The sequence below is a fragment of the Brevundimonas sp. SL161 genome, from assembly GCF_049896985.1.
Lineage (GTDB): Bacteria > Pseudomonadota > Alphaproteobacteria > Caulobacterales > Caulobacteraceae > Brevundimonas.
In genome coordinates this window covers 13889-34478 of sequence record NZ_JAFCVJ010000002.1, presented here as the reverse complement: position 1 = coordinate 34478, position 20590 = coordinate 13889, and the positions used below count along the sequence as shown (strand labels likewise).

Annotated in this window: 25 protein-coding genes; 8 read left to right on the top strand and 17 right to left on the bottom strand. The window is 67.6% G+C overall.

Annotation, left to right across the window (positions count from 1 at the left end):
• Positions 1-32: 32 nt before the first annotated feature.
• The 7 genes from mtgA to ACP7AU_RS02550 form a co-directional block, all read right to left on the bottom strand.
• Complete coding sequence (gene mtgA / locus ACP7AU_RS02580) at positions 33-728, bottom strand: monofunctional biosynthetic peptidoglycan transglycosylase (RefSeq protein ID WP_426050453.1); 696 nt, start codon at positions 726-728, stop codon at positions 33-35.
• 65 nt (positions 729-793) lie between these two features.
• Complete coding sequence (locus ACP7AU_RS02575) at positions 794-919, bottom strand: hypothetical protein (protein WP_426050452.1); 126 nt, start codon at positions 917-919, stop codon at positions 794-796.
• A 54-nt stretch (positions 920-973) separates the two neighbouring features.
• A complete protein-coding gene (locus ACP7AU_RS02570) occupies positions 974-1939 on the bottom strand; it encodes a WD40 repeat domain-containing protein (RefSeq protein WP_426050451.1) in 966 nt (321 codons plus the stop codon).
• 172 nt (positions 1940-2111) lie between these two features.
• Positions 2112-3182 (bottom strand): CobW family GTP-binding protein, encoded by a 1071-nt coding sequence (locus ACP7AU_RS02565; RefSeq protein ID WP_426050450.1) that lies wholly within the window; start codon positions 3180-3182, stop codon positions 2112-2114.
• 195 nt (positions 3183-3377) lie between these two features.
• A complete protein-coding gene (locus ACP7AU_RS02560) occupies positions 3378-4328 on the bottom strand; it encodes a cation diffusion facilitator family transporter (RefSeq protein ID WP_426037367.1) in 951 nt (316 codons plus the stop codon).
• 9 nt (positions 4329-4337) lie between these two features.
• The gene (locus ACP7AU_RS02555; protein ID WP_426050449.1) at positions 4338-4997 is read right to left on the bottom strand and encodes a hypothetical protein; all 660 of its coding nucleotides are present in this window, start codon (positions 4995-4997) and stop codon (positions 4338-4340) included.
• Between the two features lie 79 nt (positions 4998-5076).
• Positions 5077-6399: a class I SAM-dependent methyltransferase gene (locus ACP7AU_RS02550; RefSeq protein WP_426050448.1), complete on the bottom strand. Its 1323-nt coding sequence runs from the start codon at positions 6397-6399 to the stop codon at positions 5077-5079.
• A 302-nt stretch (positions 6400-6701) separates the two neighbouring features.
• On the opposite strand from ACP7AU_RS02550, the gene rplU reads away from it, so the two are divergent.
• From rplU to ACP7AU_RS02535, 3 genes are all read left to right on the top strand, one after another.
• Positions 6702-7259, top strand: a complete 558-nt coding sequence (gene rplU, locus ACP7AU_RS02545; protein ID WP_426037372.1) for a 50S ribosomal protein L21 — start codon at positions 6702-6704, stop codon at positions 7257-7259.
• A 56-nt stretch (positions 7260-7315) separates the two neighbouring features.
• The gene (rpmA, locus tag ACP7AU_RS02540) at positions 7316-7603 is read left to right on the top strand and encodes a 50S ribosomal protein L27 (RefSeq protein WP_426050447.1); all 288 of its coding nucleotides are present in this window, start codon (positions 7316-7318) and stop codon (positions 7601-7603) included.
• Between the two features lie 163 nt (positions 7604-7766).
• Positions 7767-8300 carry a GNAT family N-acetyltransferase gene (locus ACP7AU_RS02535; RefSeq protein ID WP_426050446.1) on the top strand — a complete coding sequence of 178 codons (534 nt, stop codon included), beginning with the start codon at positions 7767-7769 and terminating at the stop codon, positions 8298-8300.
• A 135-nt stretch (positions 8301-8435) separates the two neighbouring features.
• On the opposite strand, the gene ACP7AU_RS02530 is transcribed toward ACP7AU_RS02535, so the two are convergent.
• The 3 genes from ACP7AU_RS02530 to ACP7AU_RS02520 all read right to left on the bottom strand — a co-directional run bounded on the left by ACP7AU_RS02530 (position 8436) and on the right by ACP7AU_RS02520 (position 9857).
• Positions 8436-8630, bottom strand: coding sequence for a hypothetical protein (locus ACP7AU_RS02530; RefSeq protein ID WP_303694067.1), 195 nt, complete (start codon positions 8628-8630; stop codon positions 8436-8438).
• Between the two features lie 121 nt (positions 8631-8751).
• Complete coding sequence (locus ACP7AU_RS02525) at positions 8752-9285, bottom strand: BA14K family protein (RefSeq protein ID WP_426037377.1); 534 nt, start codon at positions 9283-9285, stop codon at positions 8752-8754.
• A gap of 56 nt (positions 9286-9341) precedes the next feature.
• A complete protein-coding gene (locus ACP7AU_RS02520) occupies positions 9342-9857 on the bottom strand; it encodes a hypothetical protein (RefSeq protein ID WP_426037379.1) in 516 nt (171 codons plus the stop codon).
• 171 nt (positions 9858-10028) lie between these two features.
• On the opposite strand from ACP7AU_RS02520, the gene ACP7AU_RS02515 reads away from it, so the two are divergent.
• Together ACP7AU_RS02515 and ACP7AU_RS02510 are read left to right on the top strand one after the other, a co-directional pair.
• Positions 10029-11231, top strand: coding sequence for a threonine ammonia-lyase (locus ACP7AU_RS02515; RefSeq protein ID WP_426050445.1), 1203 nt, complete (start codon positions 10029-10031; stop codon positions 11229-11231).
• Positions 11212-11736 (top strand): FKBP-type peptidyl-prolyl cis-trans isomerase, encoded by a 525-nt coding sequence (locus ACP7AU_RS02510; RefSeq protein WP_426037383.1) that lies wholly within the window; start codon positions 11212-11214, stop codon positions 11734-11736. Before ACP7AU_RS02515 ends, ACP7AU_RS02510 begins: the two co-directional genes overlap by 20 nt.
• Positions 11737-11810: 74 nt before the next feature.
• Here the strand turns inward: ACP7AU_RS02510 and queG are convergent, their stop codons facing one another.
• The 3 genes from queG to ACP7AU_RS02495 all read right to left on the bottom strand — a co-directional run bounded on the left by queG (position 11811) and on the right by ACP7AU_RS02495 (position 14817).
• A complete protein-coding gene (gene queG / locus ACP7AU_RS02505; protein WP_426050444.1) occupies positions 11811-13001 on the bottom strand; it encodes a tRNA epoxyqueuosine(34) reductase QueG in 1191 nt (396 codons plus the stop codon).
• Between the two features lie 145 nt (positions 13002-13146).
• Entirely contained in the window at positions 13147-13818 is a 672-nt protein-coding gene (locus tag ACP7AU_RS02500; RefSeq protein WP_426050443.1) for a glutathione S-transferase family protein, read from the bottom strand.
• A gap of 36 nt (positions 13819-13854) precedes the next feature.
• Complete coding sequence (locus ACP7AU_RS02495) at positions 13855-14817, bottom strand: cation diffusion facilitator family transporter (RefSeq protein ID WP_426050442.1); 963 nt, start codon at positions 14815-14817, stop codon at positions 13855-13857.
• A 131-nt stretch (positions 14818-14948) separates the two neighbouring features.
• Here ACP7AU_RS02495 and ACP7AU_RS02490 point away from each other — a divergent pair, with 131 nt between their 5' ends.
• The 3 genes from ACP7AU_RS02490 (at position 14949) to ACP7AU_RS02480 (ending at position 17406) form a co-directional block, all read left to right on the top strand.
• Positions 14949-16130, top strand: coding sequence for a citrate/2-methylcitrate synthase (locus ACP7AU_RS02490; protein WP_426050441.1), 1182 nt, complete (start codon positions 14949-14951; stop codon positions 16128-16130).
• Between the two features lie 103 nt (positions 16131-16233).
• Positions 16234-17040 carry an undecaprenyl-diphosphate phosphatase gene (locus ACP7AU_RS02485; RefSeq protein ID WP_426037393.1) on the top strand — a complete coding sequence of 269 codons (807 nt, stop codon included), beginning with the start codon at positions 16234-16236 and terminating at the stop codon, positions 17038-17040.
• Positions 17041-17085: 45 nt separating this feature from the next.
• Positions 17086-17406, top strand: a complete 321-nt coding sequence (locus ACP7AU_RS02480) for an Mpo1-like protein (protein WP_426037395.1) — start codon at positions 17086-17088, stop codon at positions 17404-17406.
• On the opposite strand, the gene ACP7AU_RS02475 is transcribed toward ACP7AU_RS02480, so the two are convergent.
• From ACP7AU_RS02475 to ACP7AU_RS02460, 4 genes are all read right to left on the bottom strand, one after another.
• Complete coding sequence (locus tag ACP7AU_RS02475) at positions 17407-18096, bottom strand: hypothetical protein (RefSeq protein WP_426050440.1); 690 nt, start codon at positions 18094-18096, stop codon at positions 17407-17409.
• Between the two features lie 61 nt (positions 18097-18157).
• Positions 18158-18736, bottom strand: a complete 579-nt coding sequence (locus ACP7AU_RS02470; RefSeq protein ID WP_426050439.1) for a hypothetical protein — start codon at positions 18734-18736, stop codon at positions 18158-18160.
• 18 nt (positions 18737-18754) lie between these two features.
• Entirely contained in the window at positions 18755-19936 is a 1182-nt protein-coding gene (locus tag ACP7AU_RS02465; protein ID WP_426050438.1) for a helix-turn-helix domain-containing protein, read from the bottom strand.
• Positions 19937-19977: 41 nt separating this feature from the next.
• Positions 19978-20532: a 3D domain-containing protein gene (locus ACP7AU_RS02460; RefSeq protein WP_426050437.1), complete on the bottom strand. Its 555-nt coding sequence runs from the start codon at positions 20530-20532 to the stop codon at positions 19978-19980.
• Positions 20533-20590 lie beyond the last annotated feature (58 nt).

Below are 20590 nucleotides of genomic sequence, written 5' to 3'. Positions count from 1 at the left end.
GGTTTCGGCTAAGGCGGACGGTTAACGGACGATCAGTCCAGCACGCAGGACGCCAGCCCTTCGTTGCGAACGACGCGGGCGTTGGCCTGGACGCTGGCGGCGCGGCGGCGGACATAGGGGCCGGGCGAACCCGCGCTGTAACGGCGCGGACTGGGCAGGATGGCGGCGATGCGGGCGGCCTCGCGCGGGGTCAGGTCGGCGGCGGACTTGCCGAACCAGTGCCGGGCGGCGGCCTCCGCGCCATAGACGCCGGGCCCCATCTCGGCGACATTCAGATAGACTTCCATGATGCGGCGCTTGGACCAGACGGTCTCGATCATCAGGGTGTAGCCGGCCTCGAGACCTTTGCGGATCCAGTCGCGACCGGGCCAGAGGAAGACGTTCTTGGCGGTCTGCTGAGAGATGGTGGAGCCGCCGCGGACCTTGCGGCCGTTCTCGTTGTTCTTCAGCGCTCTTTCGATAGCTTTCATATCGAAGCCGCCGTGGCTGCAGAACCGGGCATCCTCCGCGGCGATGGCCGAGGCGACGAGGTTGGGCGAGATCTGGTTCAGCGAACGCCAGCGATAGTCGAGCCCGTGACCGGCGACGAACTCGCGCGCCATCAGAAGGGTCATGGGCGGGGGCGCCACGGTGTGGATCAACACCCCGCCGATCGGCAGGGCGGCGAGGACCAGCAGGACGGTCAGGATCGGACGGCGCTTGCGGCGCCGCGGCTGTTCGTCAGTCATGATCCCTCCCGGGGCGGAGTTTTGGCCGGGAAGCGTGGCCATGCAAGGGCGAGGCCGGGCCCAGCCTATTTTGCGTTCACGTCCCACAGGAAGATCACGACGAAGGCGCCGATGACGACAAGCACCAGAATGCCGACGGCCATGCAGCCGAAGGCCATTCGCGGCGTCTCGCCTCCCGGTCGACCGTTCATCAGGAACCCCCGTTCGCGCGGACGATAGGGTGCGTCGGCGCAGGGTGTCGAGGCTCAGAGATCGACGACGCCGGCCTGTCCGTCCTCGTCGGCCCAGGCGACGCGGGTCGCGTCGGGGCTCATGGCCAGGGCGATGATGGGCGAGCCCTTGTCAGCCTTGATGAAGTTGAGGCCCTGGCCCGCCGGATCCGCGACCCAGACGCGGCCGTCGGCCAGGCCGGCGGCGAGGCGGCTGTGCGGGTTGGCCGACGCGACGAGGTTGACCAGGGTGGTGTCGTTGAAGCCGATCTCGGACGCCTCGCGACCCATGGGGCCGTTGGAACTGTCGAAGGGCCAGAGCACCGCGCCTTGCGCGCCCGAGGTCGCCAGCAGCCGGCCCCTGGACATGAAACCGACAGAGCGGACCTTGGACGGATAGCCGCCCATCCGCATGTTCTTTGCATCCTTCAGTCGCCAGCCGTGCAGCTGGGCATCCTGCATGGTGGTGACGATGAAGGCGCCGTCGGGCGAGAAGGCCACGCCGGTGTGCGACCCGGCCCAGGCCAGCTTCGACGGCTTCTGTTCGGCGATCCGGGCGTACCACAGCCAGGCGCCACCGTAGGTGGACGCAGCGATCCGCCGGCCCTTGGGATCGAAGGCGACGCCGGAGACGGTTCGCTCATGCTGGAAGTCGCGGCGGAAGCCGGCGTCGGTCGCGTCGATGACGGACAGGGTCTTGCCGGCCGAGAAGGCGATCAGCTTGGTTTCCGCCGAGGCGTCGATGGAGTCGATCCACTGGCCCTTTGCGGTGGCGAGCACGCCCGCGTCGCCCTTGCGGCTCCAGATCACCCGGCCGTCGTCGCCGCCGGTCACCAGGCCGTCGCCGGACGGATGGACCACGGCGCACAGGATCGCGCCGTCATGCACCGCGTCGAAGGTCCGATCCTCGAACCTCACCGTGCCGTCGCCGAGGGCAAAGGCCGCGCCTGAGGATTCGAAATGGGCCGAGGTGACCTGGGCGTCGAAGGTGAATGTGGGCATCAATCTATCTTCCGATCATCCCCGCGAAGGCGGGGCCCCAGTTCTGTGGGCGGCCGGTATCACCAGGTCCGCGTTGAAATCGATCCCGCGCACCGTGCCTCCCAAAAGCACCGGGTCCCCGCATTGGCTGCCACGCGCCGCCCTTCGGGTCGCGGGGATGCACCGGTTGGGGCTAGGCCGCGCAGCTTTCGAAGCCGGCCCTGATCGCGGCCTCGTCGAGGTCGCGGCCGATGAAGACGGCGCGGGACCAGCGGCGTTCGGTGGCCCCCCATTCCCGCTGGAGATCGCCTTCGAGGATCATGTGGACGGCCTGAAAGACCAGACGTTTGTCCTCGCCCTCGACATTGATGATGCCCTTGGCGCGCAGAATGTCCTGACCCTTCTCGCCCAGCAGCTTGTCCAGCCAGGCGGTGAAGCGGACGCGGTTCATGGGTCGGTCGAGGCTGAGGGAGATTCCCTTGATGTCGTCGCCGTGGTCATGGCCGCGAGGGCCATGGTCGTGCCCATGATCATGGTCGTGGTGATCGTGGCCGCAGTGCTCGTCATGGACGTGGCCGGCCTCGCCATGGGCCGGGCCAGACCCTGAGTTGGCGAACTCGGGATTGATGTCGAGGATCCGCTCGAGGTCGAAGCCGTGCAGGCCCAAGACCTGATCCAGCGGCACATTGGCCCGTTCGGCCCGGGTGATGGGGGCCAGCGGGTTCAGCTTGCGCAGCCGCTGTTCGACGGCGACCAGTTCGGCCTCGGTCGCCAGGTCGGTCTTGTTGAGGATGATGCGGTCGGCGAAGGCGACCTGTTCGCGGGCCTCTTTCGAGTCGTCCAGCCGGGCCATGACGTGTTTGGCGTCGACCAGGGCGGTGACGCTGTCGAGCGTGGTCTTGGCCTTGACGTCCTCGTCGACGAAGAAGGTCTGGGCCACCGGGCCGGGGTCGGCCAGGCCGGTAGTCTCGACGATGATGGCGTCGAAGGCGGGGGCGCCGGGCTTCTGGCGCTTCATCAGGCCGGCGACGACACGGATCAGGTCGCCGCGCACCGTGCAGCAGACGCAGCCGTTGTTCATCTCGAACACATCTTCATCGGCGCCGACGACCAGGTCGTTGTCGATGCCGATCTCGCCGAACTCGTTGACGATGACGGCGTAACGCTTGCCGTGGTCCTCGGTCAGGATGCGGTTGAGCAGGGTGGTCTTGCCCGCGCCGAGATAGCCGGTGAGCACGGTGACGGGGATACGGGTGTCGGTCATGAGGCTCATCTAGGGGCACGAGGGCTCAAGCGAAAGGAGCGGTCTCCTCCCCATCGCGCAGCGATGGGGAGGTGGCTCGGAGCGAAGCGGAGAGACGGAGGGGATCTTCGCGCGGCAAGGCCCCCTCCGTCAGATCGCAAGGGCTAGCCACCGCCTCCCCGTGCGCAAGGGCGTGGGGAGGAGACCCCTGCAGGGTCAGCAGGTCGGGCAGTCCGGCATGACATCGGTTTCGAGCTGCAGCGTGGTGTGGCCGATGGCGAACCTTGTCTTCGCCAGGGTTTGGGCCTCGATCAGCAGGGCGCGGGGGTCGCCCCGGTCGTGAACGAGGTGGGCGGTGAGGGCCGTCGACGTCGTCGACATGTTCCAGACGTGCAGGTCGTGGACGGCCGAGACGCCGGGCAGGGCGGCGAGAGCCTCGCGCACCGCCGTGACGTCGACGGAGCGGGGGGCGGCGTCCATGGCGAGGCCGACAGAATCCTTCAGCAGGCCCCAGGTGCCCCACAGGATCACGGCGACGATGGCGATCGAGACGATCGGATCGAGGATCCACCAGCCACTGAACATGATGATCGCGCCGGAGATGACGACACCGATGGAGACGCCTGCATCAGCCATCATGTGCAGATAGGCACCCCGGGCGTTGAGGTCGCTGTGCTGGTCGCGCATGAACATCAGGGCGGTACCCAGATTGATGATGAAGCCGATGCCGGCGACGATCATGATTACGCCCGACTGGACCGGGGCGGGGTCGGTCAGGCGCTGGACCGCTTCGAAGGCGATGGCTCCGCAGGCGAAGATGAGCAGAAGTGCATTGGCCAGTGCGGCGAGGATGGTCGCCTTGCCGAAGCCGTAGGTCAGCTGTTTGCCCGCCGCACGACGGGCGAGGACGGCCGCGCCGCCGGCCATGGCGAGACCGAGCACGTCGGACAGGTTGTGACCGGCGTCGGCGAGCAGGGCGGTCGAGCCCGAATAGATACCGGCCCCGAACTCGCAGGCGACGAAGGCGAGGTTGACGAGCAGGCCGACGAGGTAGCGCCAGTCGCCGGTGTCGACCGGGCCGTGGGCGTGGCCCGCATGGCCGCCTGCGCCATGCGAATGACCATGGGCGTGGTCATGATCGTCGTGAGCGTGATCGTGTGCGGTCATGGTTCCAGCCTAGTGCTGGTGTGTCACGATGACCAACCCGATCGCGATCAGGGCGAGGCCGAGGATGGCGCCCTCGTAGCGCGCCCACCGTTCCAGCCTGAGCACGGAGGCGCCGGCGCGGGCCAGGGCCGTGAAAGTCGCCATGCCCAGAATGGTGCCGAGCGCGAAGGCGAGGGTCAGCAGGGCCAGGGCTCCGACGCCTTCCTGGGCGGACGACATATAGATGGGCAGCAGCACCTCGCCGGGCGACAGGGCCATGACAGCGACCAGGCCCCAGAAGGCGGCGGAGTGCGACACCGTGGGCTCGGCGAGGTCGAGGGCGGGGCCGCCGGCCATCACCGGCCGCCGGATCGCCGACTTGATCAGATAAAAGCCGCCGAAGGCGAAGAGCAGGACCGCCGACAGGTGGGGCAGAAATCCCGCCACCAGTCCGTCCAGCGCAAGGCCGGCGGCGACGATCAGGCTGCCGACGACTGCGGTGCTGGCGATGTGGGCCAGGCCGGCGGCGCTGACGGCCAGCAGGTTCTTCGTCAGGCTCCAGCGCTGTGCTCGGCCGACGAGCACGAACGGCAGCCAGTGCGTCGGCAGGGCCGCGTGCAGGAAGGCCGCGGCGAACCCGCCGGCGACGACAGAAAAGAGGACCGGCTGTTCAAAGGCGGGGGGCGACATTGACCCCGATATAGCGTGTTACTTTATAACGGTCGAGAGGTTTTTCCGGGTCCCTTTCCCGGTGGGAGAGGGACCCCAATCAACGATAAAGACTGCCCCGATCCATCGGAATGCCGCTCGGGCCCGCGCGGCGGCGCTGGGCGACCGTCTGGTAGACGAGGATCGAGCCGCGCTCGAAGCCCTTGGCGCACATGGCGAAGAAGATGAGCCAGAGGCGGGTGCGTTCCTCGCCGACCATGGCGACGGCCTCGTCGCGGCGGGCCATGAGGCGGCGCGACCATTCGGCGGTGGTGGCCTGGAAATGCTCGCGCAGGTCCTCGACGTCCAGAACCTCGAAGCCCAGCCGGCCCATGTTGGTGACCGTCATGCCGATGGTGTCCAGCTCTCCGCCCGGGAAGATGAAGCGGCCGATGGTCCGGGTGGCGTTGGTCTGGGGCGTAATGTTGCCGGCGACGCGGCCTCCACGACGCACGGAGGCCTGGTGGAAATAGAGGCCGCCGGGCTTCAGCAGCCGGCGCATCTCCAGGAAGTGGCGGTCGTGGTTGGCGAAGCCGACGTGTTCGAACATCTCGACCTGACTGACGGCGTCGAACTGCTCGGTCATCTCCAGGTCGCGGTAGTCCTTGAGTTCGAGCGTGATTCTGTCCTGGAGGCCGAGGCGGGCGATCTTCGCATTGGCGAAGGCGAGCTGTTCTTCCGACAGGGTCACGCCGTGGACGGTGACGCCATAATGCCGGGCCGCCCAGCACGACAGGCCGCCCCAGCCGCAGCCGACATCGAGCAGTTTCTGGCCCGGCTTGCGGCGGAGCTTGCGGCAGATGAGGTCCAGCTTGCGGGTCTGAGCGTCCTCCAGCGACTGGTCCGCGTCGGCGTAACAGGCGCTGGAATAGACCATCTCCGGATCCAGGAAGAGGCCGTAGAAGTCGTTGCCGACATCGTAGTGGAAGGAGATGAAGTCCTTGTCCTTGCGGGCGGACTTGTCCCGACGCTGGCCGGCCTCGCCGGTGGGGTCGTAGGCGGCGTCGCCGACGGTGCGGGTGGAGCCGTCGAGCAGGAAGGGAATCAGTTCGCGCGCGATCAGTCCCTTGTTCACGCGCTTGGGCAGGTGGACGGCGCGGCCGTGGTCCCAGCGGTCGGCGGCCTCCAGCGGCGAGCCGCCCTCGATACAGACATCGCCGGTGGCGTAGAGCTCGAACAGGGTCATCAGGCCGGGCTTCAGCACCAGGCGGCGCACGGCGGACGGGTCGGCCAGGACGATGCGGATGTCGTCGCGGGCGTTCGGACCCAGGGGGATGAGTTCGCCGGTCCAGAGCTGAAGCGACAGGTCGGCCTGCAACTGCTCTGCGATATGCGAGGCGATGCGGCGGGCGGCGGTGACCCGGCGGTCGATGGTCTGGGTCATGGTGTCTTCTCTCCTCCAACCTGCGTGCGCCCCGGCGCAATCCGGGGTCCAGTTGGCGGACACCGACCGCTGCAGATCACAGAGGGCTTTAATCCCGGCATCCCGCGTGTGATCTGGACCGCGGCCTTCGCCGGGGTGCACGGTAGAAGAATAAGGGTCAAGCCCAGCGCGGACGCCAATAAGAGGCTGACCAGCGCCTTTCACGTTGACTCCGAGGGGCCGGTCCGTATATGTCGCCGCTCTTCGCCCGCGGGGTCTACCCGGCGGGCGCATCCTTTTTTGCGTTACGCTGAGGCTCCAACATGTACGCGGTGATCAAGACCGGCGGCAAGCAGTACCGGGTTCAACCGGGCGACACGATCGTCGTCGAGAAACTCGATGGCGATGCCGGCCAGGAACTGAAGTTCGACAGCGTCCTGATGCTGGGCGGCGACAAGGGCGTGACCCTGGGCGCGCCGTTGATCGACGGCGCCTTCGTCGGCGCGACCCTGATCGAGACCCGCAAGGGTGAGAAGGTCAAGATCTTCAAGAAGACCCGTCGTCAGGGCTACCGCCGCACCAACGGCCACCGCCAGATGGAATCGGTCCTGCGCATCACCGGCATCGACGGCGCCGGCGAAGTCTCCAAGTGGGACGGCAAGATCGACCTGATGACCAAGGCCGAGATCAACCTGCGCGCCCGTGGCCTGGCCAAGCGCGAAGCGACGTCGGACCTGGGTTCGACCGAGACGGTTGTGACCTCGTCCAAGGGTGGCGAAGTGCAGGCCGCCGTGGTCGAGAGCTCGGCTCCCGCCAAGAAGGCTCCGGCCAAGAAGGCCGCCGCCAAGACCGAAACCGCCGCTTCGACCGACGAAGCCTAAACAAGACGCGCGCCAGCAGGCCCAACGGCCGTTAGCGCAACGAAAAGAGAGTTCAGATGGCTCACAAAAAATCCGGTGGTTCGTCGCGCAACGGTCGCGACTCCCAATCAAAACGCCTCGGCGTGAAGAAGTTCGGCGGCGAGCGCGTTCTGGCCGGCAACATCATCGTGCGCCAACGCGGCACCACCTTCCACCCGGGTGACAACGTTGGCCTAGGCCGCGACCACACCCTGTTCGCCACGGAACATGGCGCGGTGAAGTTCACCAAGAAAGCGAACGGCCGTTGTTACGTGTCGATCATTCCGGCGAACGACGACGCCCAAGTGGCGCTCGCCGCCGAGTAACGCAGAACCGGATGTCGGATCGCGTTGCTCCTTAAAAAGCAGCCGATCCGGACCAGGGAAATTTTCCGCGGGGAGTCTGGATCACAGGCTCCCCGTTTGCGTTCCCGCATCGAAGTCCGCCCGAGCCCTCCAAGGAGGCGGACCGCATACCGAGGCTGGAAACATGTGCGTCATCGAAACCTCTCCGGTCGTTGAGACCCGGCGTCTGGTGCTGCGCGCGCCCGCGTCCCAGGACGTGCCCGCGATCGCCCGCCTGGCCAACGACCATGACATCGCCCGCATGACCAAGCGGATGCCTCACCCTTTCGGACAGGGCGATGCGCAGGACTTCGTTATCGCTGTCGCGGCCCAGAACCCGGCCAGGGCCATGACCTTCCTGATCGAACATGAGGACCACGGTCCCGTCGGCGTCATCGGCCTGTTCAAAGACGAGGATCGGGTTCCGGAGACCGGCTACTGGATCGGGCGGGAGTTCTGGGGCCGCGGCCTGGCGACCGAGGCGCTGGAAGGCGCCCTGGTCTGGGCCTCTAAGCGCTGGAAGCGCCGGGCGCTGGTTGCGGGGCATTTCGCGGACAACCCGGCGTCCGGTCGCGTGCTGGAGAAGGCGGGCTTCCTCTACACCGGCGAGATGCGGCGGGCGTTCAGTCGCGCGCGAAAGGCGGACATCGACACGCGCATGATGGTGTGGCTGGCTTGATCTGAATCCTCCCCCGATGGGGGAGGTGGCGCGGCGCGCCTTCGCGCCGTGACGGAGGGGGCTAACCGCAGACCCAGTTTCCGGGGTCGGCCCCCTCCACCGCTACGCGGTCCCCCTCCCCTGATGGGTGAGGACTTAGCCCGCCAGGCTCGGACCGAACGCCACAACGGCCGCGACGACGCCGCCGATCACGGCCGCACAGGCACCGGCCACGAAGGCGAAGGCCGTGCGGGTCTGGCGGCGGCGCATGCCGCCGGTGCGGACCGAGCGGATGATGACGAACGGCGACCGGTCGAAGGCTTCCGAGCCGATGATATTATGCTGGGACATGGAGACGCTCCCCGAACTGAAGACCGGTCCGTGGCGGACCGGGATCGACGAAGGCGGGGCCGGTGCGTCTGAAAGATGGCGAACGACGTTCAGGCGCGAACCTGTGATCGAATGACCGTGGTTATCCGCAGAAGACCAGTCGACCCGACCAGGCGCGGTAGTAGCCGCTGACCGGGTCGTAGGAGCGATAGCGCGAGGCGCAGTAGGCCGACCGCCCCGAATCGCGACCGTTCGAATATCCGGCGCCGTAATAGTTCTGGACCTGACCGCCGTAACCCGAGCCGGGATAGACCTGATCCGGGCGACCATAGGCGCCGTAGTATTGGGTTCCCTGATTGTAGGGCTGATAGACGTAGCCCCCGCCGTCGTGCTCGCGGCCATAGCGGCTGTAGCGAGGGTTCGAGCTGTAGGACCTGTAAGGCCGCTGGTCGCGCCAGCGGGCGTCGCAGTCTTCGCGAGCCCGGTCCCAATAGGCGTCGCAGCGATAGTCGCCGGGCCGATCCTGCTGGCCGTTGTAGTCGTTTCCGTAGCGGCCGTAGCTCGACCAGGTCCGGGCCTGGTCCGGGTAGCCCCAGTTCTGTGCGGCTACGGGGGCCGCAGCCGGAAGAGCGACCGAGGCGGTCAGGAGGGCGGCGGCTAGGGCTGCGGCTTTCATGGTCAACGCCTCGGCTTGTGCGGGATCGGCCCGCCAGTGGATCGGGGGTAAGCCTTTTACAGGGTGACGTTTGCGGTCGCGCCGGCGCGGGTGACGACGTGGCGCATCAGGACGATACGGTCGCCGCCGGCGCTGACCGGGGTGATCAGGAACCAGCCGCCGTCTGGCAGGCCGTCGAAGCGGAAGCGGCCGTTCTCGCAGGTCGTCGAGCGGACGTAGGAGCGGTAGTCGGCGTTGGGGTCCGGCACGGTGCGGGCGCGGATCACGGCCTCCGGCACCGCAGCCTGATCGGTCGAACCGTACAGGGTCTGGAACCGGGCGCGGGTATAGGGGGTGTCGGGCGTCAGGGCGACCGAGCCCGTGCAGGCGAAGTTCTGGCCATCGCGACCGTAGGCGACGCGGCCGTCGATGCCAGCCGTGCCGGTCCGGACCGACCAGCCGAAATCCGTGGCGTTGAAGGCGGCGGACGGCGAGGGGCCATAGCCGCTGGGGCCGGGGACCGGCGCACAGGCGGCCAGGGTCGAGGCGAACGCAGCGGTGGCGGCGAGGATGGAAACGAGGCGCATGGACATCGGAACTCTCTCTGTCAGGCATGCGGAATCGCCTGACGGGCGAAGCCACATGACGCCTAACGCAGGCGTAAGGTCAAGGTTGCGGGACCTGACGCCGGGCGCCACAAGTCCGGGATAACAGAGCGGCCGGCCGGTTCGGACCTCGCCGCCAAGCTGGTCTACAGGGACCCCATGACAGTCGTATTTGCAGACATCCAGGCGGCACAGGCGCGCATCGCCGGCCAGGTCGATCGCACCCCCGTTCGCCATTCCCGGCGCCTGTCGCAACTGACCGGGGCCGAGGTGTGGGTGAAGTACGACAATCTCCACTTCACCGGCAGCTTCAAGGAGCGCGGGGCGCTGAACCGGCTGCTGTCGCTGACGCCGGACGAGATGAAGCGGGGCGTGGTGGCGGCTTCGGCCGGAAACCATGCCCAGGCCCTAGCCTATCATGGCGGACGGCTGGGCGTGCCGGTGACCATAGTCATGCCGGAGGGCACGCCCTTCACCAAGATCGACGGCACGCGCAGTCACGGGGCGACCGTGGTCATCAAGGGCGCGGACTTTACCGGCTCGACCGAGGAGGCGCATCGTCTGAGAGACGAGGAAGAGTTCGTCTTCATCTCCGCCTTCGACGACGCGGGCATCGTCGCGGGGCAGGGCGTCTGCGCCATCGAGTTTCTCGAGGACGCGCCGGACCTCGACGCCCTGATCATTCCCATCGGCGGCGGCGGGCTGATCGCCGGGTGTTCGATCGCGGCCAGGGCGATTAAGCCGGACATCCGAATCTTCGGCGTCGAGGCGGCCATGTATCCGTCGTTCAGCGCACGTAGGAAGGGCGAGACGCCGAAATGCGGCGGGGCGACGATCGCCGAGGGCATCGCGATCAAGGCCGTCGGCGACATTCCGTTCGCGCTCGCCGATCCGCTGGTCGAGGACGTGCTGGTCGTCGACGAGGAGGATTTCGAAAAGGCGGTGGCCCTGTTCACGACCCTCGAAAAGACGGTAGCCGAGGGCGCCGGCGCCGGCGGTCTGGCGGCCCTGTTGCGCTATCCGGAAAAGTTCAAGGGGATGAAGGTCGGGCTGGTCCTGTGCGGCGGCAATATCGACCCGCGGATGCTGGCCGTGGTGCTGAACCGCGAGATGGTCCGTGAACGGAGGCTTATCGTTTACCGGATCCTCGGCGACGACCGGCCGGGCATGCTGTCGGCCATGGCGGCAGTGATCGGGGGCCTCGGCGGCAACATCATCGACGTGGTCCACAACCGGCTGGCGCTGGACGTCCCGGCCAAGGGGGCGGAGTTCGACATCATGGTCGAAACGCGCGATAGCGCCCACTCCGACGCGATCGGACAGGCTTTGAAGGACCAAGGATATGCGCTTCGGATGGGTTAGCATCGCCGTCATCGGCAGTCTCGCCCTGGCGGGCTGCACCCGTGATGCAGCGGGCGGCGCTGATCTTGAAGCCAATGCCCGGGCGGCGGCCTTCTTCATGGAGACCAACGCCAAGGCCGACGGGATCGAAACCCTGCCGAGCGGCCTGCAGTACAAGGTGGTTCAGTCGGGTCCGTCGGGCGCCGCGACGCCGGACCGCAACGACCTCGTGCGGGTGGACTACGAGGGCGCCCTGACCGACGGGTCGGTGTTCGACAGCTCCTTCTCGCGCGGCCAGCCCTATGTGACGACGGCGGAGCAGGTCGTGCCCGGCTGGACAGAGGCCCTGCAGCGGATGAAGGTCGGCGACGAGTGGATGCTCTATGTGCCGCCGGCGCTGGGCTATGGTGAGCGCGGCCAGGGGGCGGACATTCCGCCGAACTCGGTGCTGGTGTTCCGGATCAAGCTGCTGGACGTGGCGCCCGTGCCGGGCGGGGGACGCGGGACGGGGCTGGCGACGGGGTAGAACGCAGGTTTTTCCATCCCCTTCGGGGAGGGGCGTCGCGTAGCGACGGGGTGGGAACGGCCCGAAATCTGGATTCATACGGTGATTGGCTCGCCTTGCCGCGCCCACCCGGTCTCCGCTTCGCTCCGACAACCCTCCCCCGAGGGGGAGGGAGAGGCCATGCGCCACTCCGCCAACACGCTCTCGTCCTCTTCGCCGGCAAGTCTCGCATCGTGCGCGCCTGCGAACGCATCCGCCTTCATCAACCGCGACAGCGCCCAAACAGCCGCTCCGCGCACCAGTGGCGACCCATCGTCCAGCAGCCGCGTCGCGACCTCGATCAACGCCGCATCCCCGCTGTTGCCGATCGCATAGAGGACGTTGCGCACGAAACGGTCGCGGCCGATGCGCTTGATCGGGCTCTTCGAGAACAGGATGCGGAACGTCGGGTCGTCGAGCGCGGCGAGGTCGGCGAGGCGTGGGCTGACCGAGATTTCGCGCGCAGCCAGCCGCGTTTCGCGCGAGGCGACCGCGAACTTGTTCCAAGGACAGACCGCCAGACAGTCGTCACAGCCGTAGATGCGAGAACCGGTCAGGGCGCGGAACTCCACGGGCCAGGGTCCGGCGTGTTCGATGGTCAGGTAGGACAGGCAGCGCCTCGCATCGAGCTGGAACGGCGCGGGGAAGGCCTTGGTCGGGCAGGCGTCGAGACAGGCGGTGCAGGAACCGCAGTGTTCAGTCTCGGCCGCGTCGGGCTCGATTTCGGCGGCGCAGAGGATTACGCCGAGGAACAGCCAGCTTCCGTGCTCGCGGCTCAGGAGGTTGGTGTGTTTGCCCTGCCAGCCGAGGCCGGCGCGCTGGGCCAGGGGCTTTTCCATCAAGGGGGCGGTATCGACGAAGACCTTCACTTCGGCATTGAGGAGCGAAGCGAGCTGGCCGGCGAGGGTTTTCAACCGGCCCTTGATGACCTCGTGATAGTCGTCGCCGCGGGCGTAGACCGAAATATAGCCGGCGCTTCTGTCTTCCATTTCGGGCAGGGGATCATGTTCGGGCCCGTAGTTAATGCCGAGCACGATGGCGGTGCGGGCGGCGTCCCACATGGCCGTCGGATGGGCGCGGCGTTCGAGGGTGGTCTCCATCCAGCCCATCTCGCCGTGTCGCCCGGCCTCGACGAAATGCTGAAGCCGTTCGCCGGCGGACCAGGGCTCCGATGCCGACGCGAACCGGCACACGTCGAACCCGAGTTCGGCGGCCTTGGCGCGGAGGGTGTCGCGGAGGTCGGACATCCGTGAGCCTTACTCAATCCTCACACACGGGGGGAGGGGGACCACGAAGTGGTGGAGGGGGGCGGCTCCAAACACCGCGTGTGAGGTCAGCCCCGTCCGTCACGTCGCGAAGGCGCGCCGCGCCACCTCCCCTGAAGGGCGAGGATTAAAAATCCAGATCCGCGTACTGCGCCGCCGGGGCCAGGCCCTGGAACCGGTCCGCGAGCAGGGGCCGGAAGCAGGGGCGGGATTTGATCTTCATGTACCAGGTCTTGAGCGCCGGCCAGTGGGCCCAGGACACCTCGCCGAAATAGTCGAGGGTCGACAGATGGGCGGCAGCGACGATGTCGGCCTGGGACAGGCGGCACCCGGCCAGCCAGTCGCGTCGGGCCAGCAGGGCGTCGAAGATGGCCAGGTGGTGCTTCAGGGCCTCGCGACCCTCGCGCAGCATCCGCGCCTCTGGCGGGCCGAGGCGCAGCAGGGGCTTCTCCATCCGCTCGTGCAGCAGGACGGCGTTGACCTCGTCGGTGAAGCGGCGGTCGAACCAGGCGGTCAGCCGACGCGTCTCCGCGCGCTCGGCGGCGTCGGCAGGCATCAGTAGCGGCGTCTTCTGCGCATCCTCGATCCAGCCGAGGATGGCGGGCGCCTCGCACAGGGTCAGGCCCTCGACCTGAAGCACGGGCGGCATGCCGGAGGGGTTCAGGTCGCCGAGGGGGCAGTCCGCCTCCCAGGGGCGGACGAGAACCTCGGTCCATTCGATGCGTGCTTCGCCCAGGGCCAGACGCGCAATGCGGCTGCCGGGATCGAAGGGGAAATGGAACAGGACGTTCGCCGACATCGGCCTGTCCTGCACCGGTCGCCGTTAAAACCTCGTTTACGCTGAGGGCGACGCTGTGACGGGGACTGACGGACCGACCGGACCGCGCGGGTCGGCGTGGATCAGGACGTCGGCGCCGGGGAAGGCGGCCTTAACCCGGTCCTCGGCGGCGACGACGATGTCGTGCGAGGCCTCGAACGACAGGCTTCGGTCAAGATCGATATGCATCTGGACCATCAGCCGGTCGCCCGACATCCGGGTGCGAAGTTGGTGCACCCCGCCGATCCGGATGTCGGACAGGACGGCGTTGGTCAGGGCGACGCGGTCGGCGTCCGACGCCTCGCGGTCGAGCAAATGGTCGCCCGCGCCCTTGAGCATGCCGACCGCGCCCCAGAACAGCCAGACGGCGACCACGAGACCGGCGGCCGCGTCGAGGCCGGGCGCGGCGAGCCAGGCGCCGGAAATCACGCCGATCAGGACCACGGAGCTGGACGCCAGGTCGGCCGCGTAGTGGGCGCGGTCGGCCGAGACGGCCATGGAGCCCGAAGCCTTCAGCGACCGGGTCTGGAGCCAGACCAACAGGCCTGTCACCAGGATGGAGAGGATCACAATGCCCACGGCCCAGGAGCCGCCGACGACCGGCCGGGGGTCGAACATCCGCTGCAACGCTTCCCAGCCGATGAAGACGGCCGAGGCGAAGACGAGCCCGGCCCGGACCAGCGCGGCCATGGCCTCGCCCTTGCCGTGGCCGAACCGGTGGTCGGCCACGGCGGGGGCGGCGGCCCAGCGCACGGCGAAGAAGGTTGTCAGGGAGGCGATCAGGTCGAGCGCAGAATCGGCCAGTGAGGCGAGGATGGACACCGACCCGGACGCGCCCAGGGCGAAGGCCTTCATCGCGATCAGAAGCACCGCGACGCCGACCGACAGGCCGGTGATCTGGCGCGTCGAAAGGGTGGCGACGGCGCCCCAGGCACCGGATCCAGGGGCAGGTGTCGGCGGCGGCGAGACAGGGGAGGTCATCGCCGCCCTTTTCGCTGATCGCCCGTCGGTTGCCAATGGAGGACTCTTCGGGAACCGCCGTTAGGCTTGCGGTCATCAAAGCGCCCCAAGGTGCGCGCGGATTAACCGTGAGGGGACGGGGACTTGCAGCGATGACGCCAGGCGTTAGCGAGCGGGACGGAGAGACGGCGGATCGATGGATCCCCCGCGCCGAGGTCCTGTCGCTGCTGGGGGTCAAGACCCAGACACTCTATGCCTATGTCAGCCGGGGGCGGATCACGGCCCGACCTGACCCCAACGATCCTCGCCGCAGCCTCTATGCCGCCGCCGATGTGGCGCGGCTGAAGGGCGCGAGCTCGGGCGAGCCGGCGGGCGTGGTCGTGCCGTTCGAGCCGGCGGTGAAGGGCGAGAGTCTGATCCGGTCGACGGTCAGCCTGATCTCCGACGGGCGGCTCTACTACTGCGGCCGCGACGTGGCCCAGTGGGCCCAGAACGCGACGCTGGAGGAAACCGCCCGGCTGCTGTGGGGCGCCGGGGACTCGAACCCGTTCGCGGGCCTGGGCGTGCGCGTCGCCAGCGCCGGCGGATCGTCGCATCGGGCGCGGCTGTTCGCGGCCCTTGCCCGACGCGCGGAGGAAGACCCGTCCTCGACCGGCCGGTCGCCGGAGGTGCTGAAGATCGAGGCCGCCGTGGCGCTGAACGAGGTGGTCGATGCCATGGCGGGGCCGGGTCCGCGTCTGTTCTTCCATCAGCGCCTCGCGCGCGGCTGGAAGATGCTGGAGCGCGACAGCGTGCATCTGAGACGCGCCCTGGTGCTGGCGGCCGATCTTGATCTCGATCCGGCGGTTCTGGCGACGCGGGCGGCGGTTTCGGGCGGGGCTTCCCCGGCGGGAGCGGCGTTCGCGGGGCTGACCACGACGGCCAAATCGCCAGCGGCCCGGACCCTGACCCAGGCGATCGCCTATGTCGCCGAAGCGCGGCGCGACCCCGCAGGCGCGGCCCAGCGGCGGATGGCCGACGAGGGCTCCATCCCCGGCTTCGGCAGCGAAACCTTTCCGCACGGTGATCCGCGCGTCGAAGCCTTGCTCGCGCTGGCGGACCTGCCCAACGACCTGACGGCGGTGATCCGCGAGGGGGAGGAGGCGAGCGGCCAGAGGACCGGGTTCGCTGGGGCGCTGGCGATCATGGCGCGGCGTCTGGACCTGCCGCGCGACGGGGCCTCGGACGTGCTGCTGATCGGCCGGCTGACCGGTCTGATGGCCCATGCGCTGGATCAGATCATCGACGGCTCGCCTATCCGGGTGCGCCTGCGCTATGTCGGACCCCGACCTTGATCGGCGAAGCCGAGAATCGAGGTCGCACTTTTATTCTCCGCCTGATTGAAGATCAGGCTGGGGACCGGCGAGCGACTGAACGCGAGCCCGGAGCGGGGATTTCATGTCGGACTGGATTGCAGCGATCATCCTGGGGCTGGTCGAGGGACTGACGGAGTTCATTCCCGTCTCTTCTACGGGCCACCTGCTGCTGCTCGGCCACTTCATCGGCTTCGAGAGCGAGGGCAAGACCTTCGAGATCGTGATCCAGCTGGGCGCGATCCTGGCCATCATCAGCGTCTATTTCCAGCGGCTGTGGGCTCTGGCCACGCGCTGGCCGCATGACGCCCGGGCCCGTCACTTCATCATCGGGGTGGTGATCGCCTTCCTGCCCGCCGCCTTTGCGGGCGTGTTCATGTACGACATCATCAAGGAAATCTTCTTCGAGACCCCGGTGATCATCTGTATCGCCCTGATCGTCGGAGGCGTGCTGCTTCTCCTGCTCGACCGGATGAAGAAGGTCCCGAAATACCTGGACGTGAACACCTATCCGTTCCGGGTCTATGGCCTGATCGGCCTGTTCCAATGTCTGGCCCTGCTGCCCGGTGTGTCGCGTTCGGGCGCGACCGTCGCGGGGGGGCTGCTGTTGGGAACCGACAAACGATCGGCGGCGGAGTTCACCTTCTTCCTCGCCCTGCCCACCATGGGCGGCGCGGTGGCCTATGACCTGTTCAAGAGCCGCAACGATCTGGACTTCACCGACGTCGGACTGATCGCCGTCGGCTTCCTCACCGCCTTCGTGACGGCGCTGGTGGTGGTGCGGTTCCTGCTGGATTTCGTGTCGAAACACGGCTTCGCGCCATTCGCCTGGTGGAGGATAGCGGTCGGCGTGCTGGGGCTGGGCCTGTTGTGGGCCGGCGTCGGGGCGTGATGGCCTGACTTGTCAGCCGGCAAGTTTCGGAGGCAAGCTGAGGTTATGACCAGCCAGCCCGTCAACGGCGAACGCTTCGCCTCGTTCGCAGCCTTCTATCCGTATTACATCCACGAGCATTCCAATCCGGTCTGCCGGCGCATCCATATCGTCGGATCGGCGCTGGTCATCGTGGCCGCATTGCTGGGGCTGTTCGTGAACGCCTGGTGGTTCGCGGCCATGCCGCTGGTCGGCTACGGGTTCGCCTGGGTCGGGCATTTCTTCTTCGAGAAGAACCGTCCGGCCACCTTCAAATACCCATTGTGGAGCCTGTTGGGCGACTGGCGGATGTTCTTCGAGACCGTCAGCGGCAAGCGCCGGTTCTGATCAGCGGTTGGCCGGATCACGGAAGGCCCACAGGCTGATGGCGAAGACGGCAACGGCGTCACGGTCGGTCGAACCGGCAGGCGGCAGATAGAAGGTTGGCCGCATCCCGTTCAGGTCAATGCCGCCGATCTCGATCCCGTCGCGGGTGATGACATAGCCCATGACGCTGCCGCCGCCGAACGGCAGGCCGCCGATGCGCCGCGTCTCGGTCCGGTATTCGACCCCGTTCCATATCAGGCTTCCGGCGCGCTGGGGCTGCTGGATCCGGCGCAGGATCGAACCGCGCGCGAGGGCCAGCCCCATGCCCGCGTCGGCGGGGGCCGCGCCGCCGTACTCGCAGTCATAGCTCAGGGTTTCGCGGTCGAAGGTGATGCCCAGGATGTTGCGATGACTCTGGCCGCCGCCGCAGTTCCCCGTGACCTCTCCGGCCGGCGTGGCGATCAACAGTTCGGCGGTGGCGAAGTCGCGCGATTGCCAGGGCAAAATCACTGCGGAATCCCGCAGGCTGGCCCAGCCCGTGTATTCGCCGATGGCGAAGCCGGGGCGGAACAGGCTCGGGCCGCGCCGGCCCGACAGGCCGATCCGCTCGGTGCGGTCGCGCATGGGAACGGCGGCGTCCTGTGCCGAAGCCAGGACGGGAGCCGCCAATGTAAGGGCGGCCAGGACGATAGAAACAAGGCGGATGCGCATTCGGACCTCCTCCAGTTCAAGGCAGCCAAGCTAGACCATATGCGTGGCGGCTGGAATGCGGTCAGTTCGATGCGGCGCCCTGATCCGCGATCCGCGTCAGACGGGTTTGATTGCGGAACCGCCAGGCGTCGTCCCCCGCTCCGACCGGCCGCACCTCCTTGATCTCGACGAGCGCATCGCCGTCGCGCGTCTCGGTGATTCGGATATCGGCGGGCGCGTCGTCATCCTCGCCGACCCGGCGATAGATGAGGGTCCAGTGGGTGGAATCGACCAAGGCGGCGACCTCTACTGCCTCCGTCGACAGGTCGGGCGCCTTCCCGGCGCGGAAGCTGGCCGAGGTCGATGTCGCCGCTTCGGCGTCGTCGAGACTGATCGTCGTGATCCAGACCGGATTGTTCGGGCCGTCGTTGAACAGCGAGCGGCGGATCAGGGTGGCGCCGTCGCCCGGCGTTTCGATGGTGGTGACGACCGGGATCTCGAACAGCTCATCGGTCTGGTAGTCCCTGTAGCCCAAGGCTCCGGACCAGCGCCCGATCAGGCCCAGACGAAGCTCGACCGCCGTCTGGGCAGGCTGTGCCTCGGCCACGACGGGCAGGAAGAGGGTGAGGGAGAGGAGGAGCAGCAGAAGGCGAACGGGCATGTCGGGTCTCCGGTCCTGTCAAAAGCGACCCGCGGACCCTGATGGCGATCCGTTCGGTTCGCGCCTCATTTCCGGTTCCGAAAGCCGAAAATCATGATCTGAGACGCGTCGACGATAGCGCGAGGGGGCGACGCCGAAGCGGGCCTGGAAGGCGCGGTTGAAGCTGGCCTTGGAACTGAACCCGGCGTCGAAGGCAAGGGTGAGCAGGTCCTCCGACGATCCTGCATCGAGGGCGGCTGCGACCGCCTCGGCGCGGACGCCGTTGATCCAGGCGGCGAAGTTCAGGCCTAGCCCCAGATTGATCGCCCGCGACACCCGACCGGTGTTGGTCGCCAGACGCCGGGCGACGCCGGGCAGGCTCAGGTCCGGCTCGCTGGCCCATCCGCCTGCCCGGAGTCGGGCGTCGAAGTCCTGTCCGATCGACGGCCAGTCGGGACTTGAACGCGCATCGTCCCTGGTCGGCGCGGTCAGGACCGGGAACCGCTGCGTCGAGTGACGCCAACCCTCCACGCCGAGATAGAGGCCGATCCCGGCGAGGGCGAGATAGAGGCCCGTCTCCTGGAAGAAGTCGATGCCCCCGGACAGCCGGTCCCAGAGGGTGAAGGCCAGATACAGGAGGAAGGTCACGATCAGCGCCACGATGACGCGGCTCAACCAGCGTGCTGCGAAGCGGTCGCCATCGCTTCGCTGATCGGCGAGCGTCGCCCGGTAGGCTCGCAGAAGTCGCAGCGCCGCCACCGAATAGACCGCCAGCGAGACCAGCTGCAGGACGTCGAACGCCGGTCCGATCCAGTGTCGGTGGCCCGACGTGTACCAGCTCCACTTGGCATCCAGCGGCAGGGTGAAGGCGACGAGGAAATAGACCAGTTGGATGAAGGCGGGCGTGAGGTGCAGACCAAACCGCTCGGGGCGCCGGCCCTGCACCAGGGCGCTGGTATAGCCGTACAGCAGCGGAGGCAGGGCCAGGGTGATCGCGAAAGGTGCGAAGGTCAGCCATCGCCAGGCATCATAGGCGCCGGCGAAACCTATTACATAGGGGGTCAGCAAGCCTGCGAGCACGACCAGGACTGCGGCGAGCAGCCGGTTCGAGAGATGGTTGGGCGCCGGCAGGGTCAGGGCGACGGCCAGGGCGAGCATCTGGATCGCGGCGAAGCCGAGGATCGCGACGCGCCATCCGAAATACAGGGTCACGCCATCCATCGCGTCAACCTAGGCCACGACAGCCGGCGTCGGCATAGCCGTTAGTTGGAAGCGGTGTTCCAGGCGGGGGGGCAGCCGTCGAAGCGGCCGGCGTTGGTGATCGTCAGGCGTTGCTGGTTGAAGCGCAGCACCGGCTGCATCGAGCCGCGGCCGTTGCCGGTGTAGAGATCGACGCGCTGGCCGCGGATCGCGCCGCCGGTGTCCGAGGCGTACCAGTAGCCGTCATGGATCGTGCCGTCGGCCATCCGCATGCCGACGGTCTCGCGGATGAACAATTTGGTGCGGCGGGGAATGACACGCGGGTCGGTGGCCAGGGTGCGCATCGGGATCGGACGGCAGCCGAGCGAATCGTTGCCCGTCGCTCCGCCGCCGCCTGCATGATAGAGGCTGGCGCGCGCGTTCCAGTCGGGGTCTTCGGCCATCAAGGCGGCCTGTTCGGGGGTCAGATCTGCTGAAACCTCGCTGGAACCGTCCGCGATGTCAGGGCTTATCGCTACCACGGGGTCGGCCGCGACGGCCGTCTCGTAAGGCACCGGATCTCCGGCTGGAAAAGCCGAAGCCCAAAGCATGGCGAACGCCGCGAGGGTGTTGAACACAGATCGAACTCATCGTGACACCGGTCCCCAGAAACGTACCGGCGGCAGGCTTGTCGTT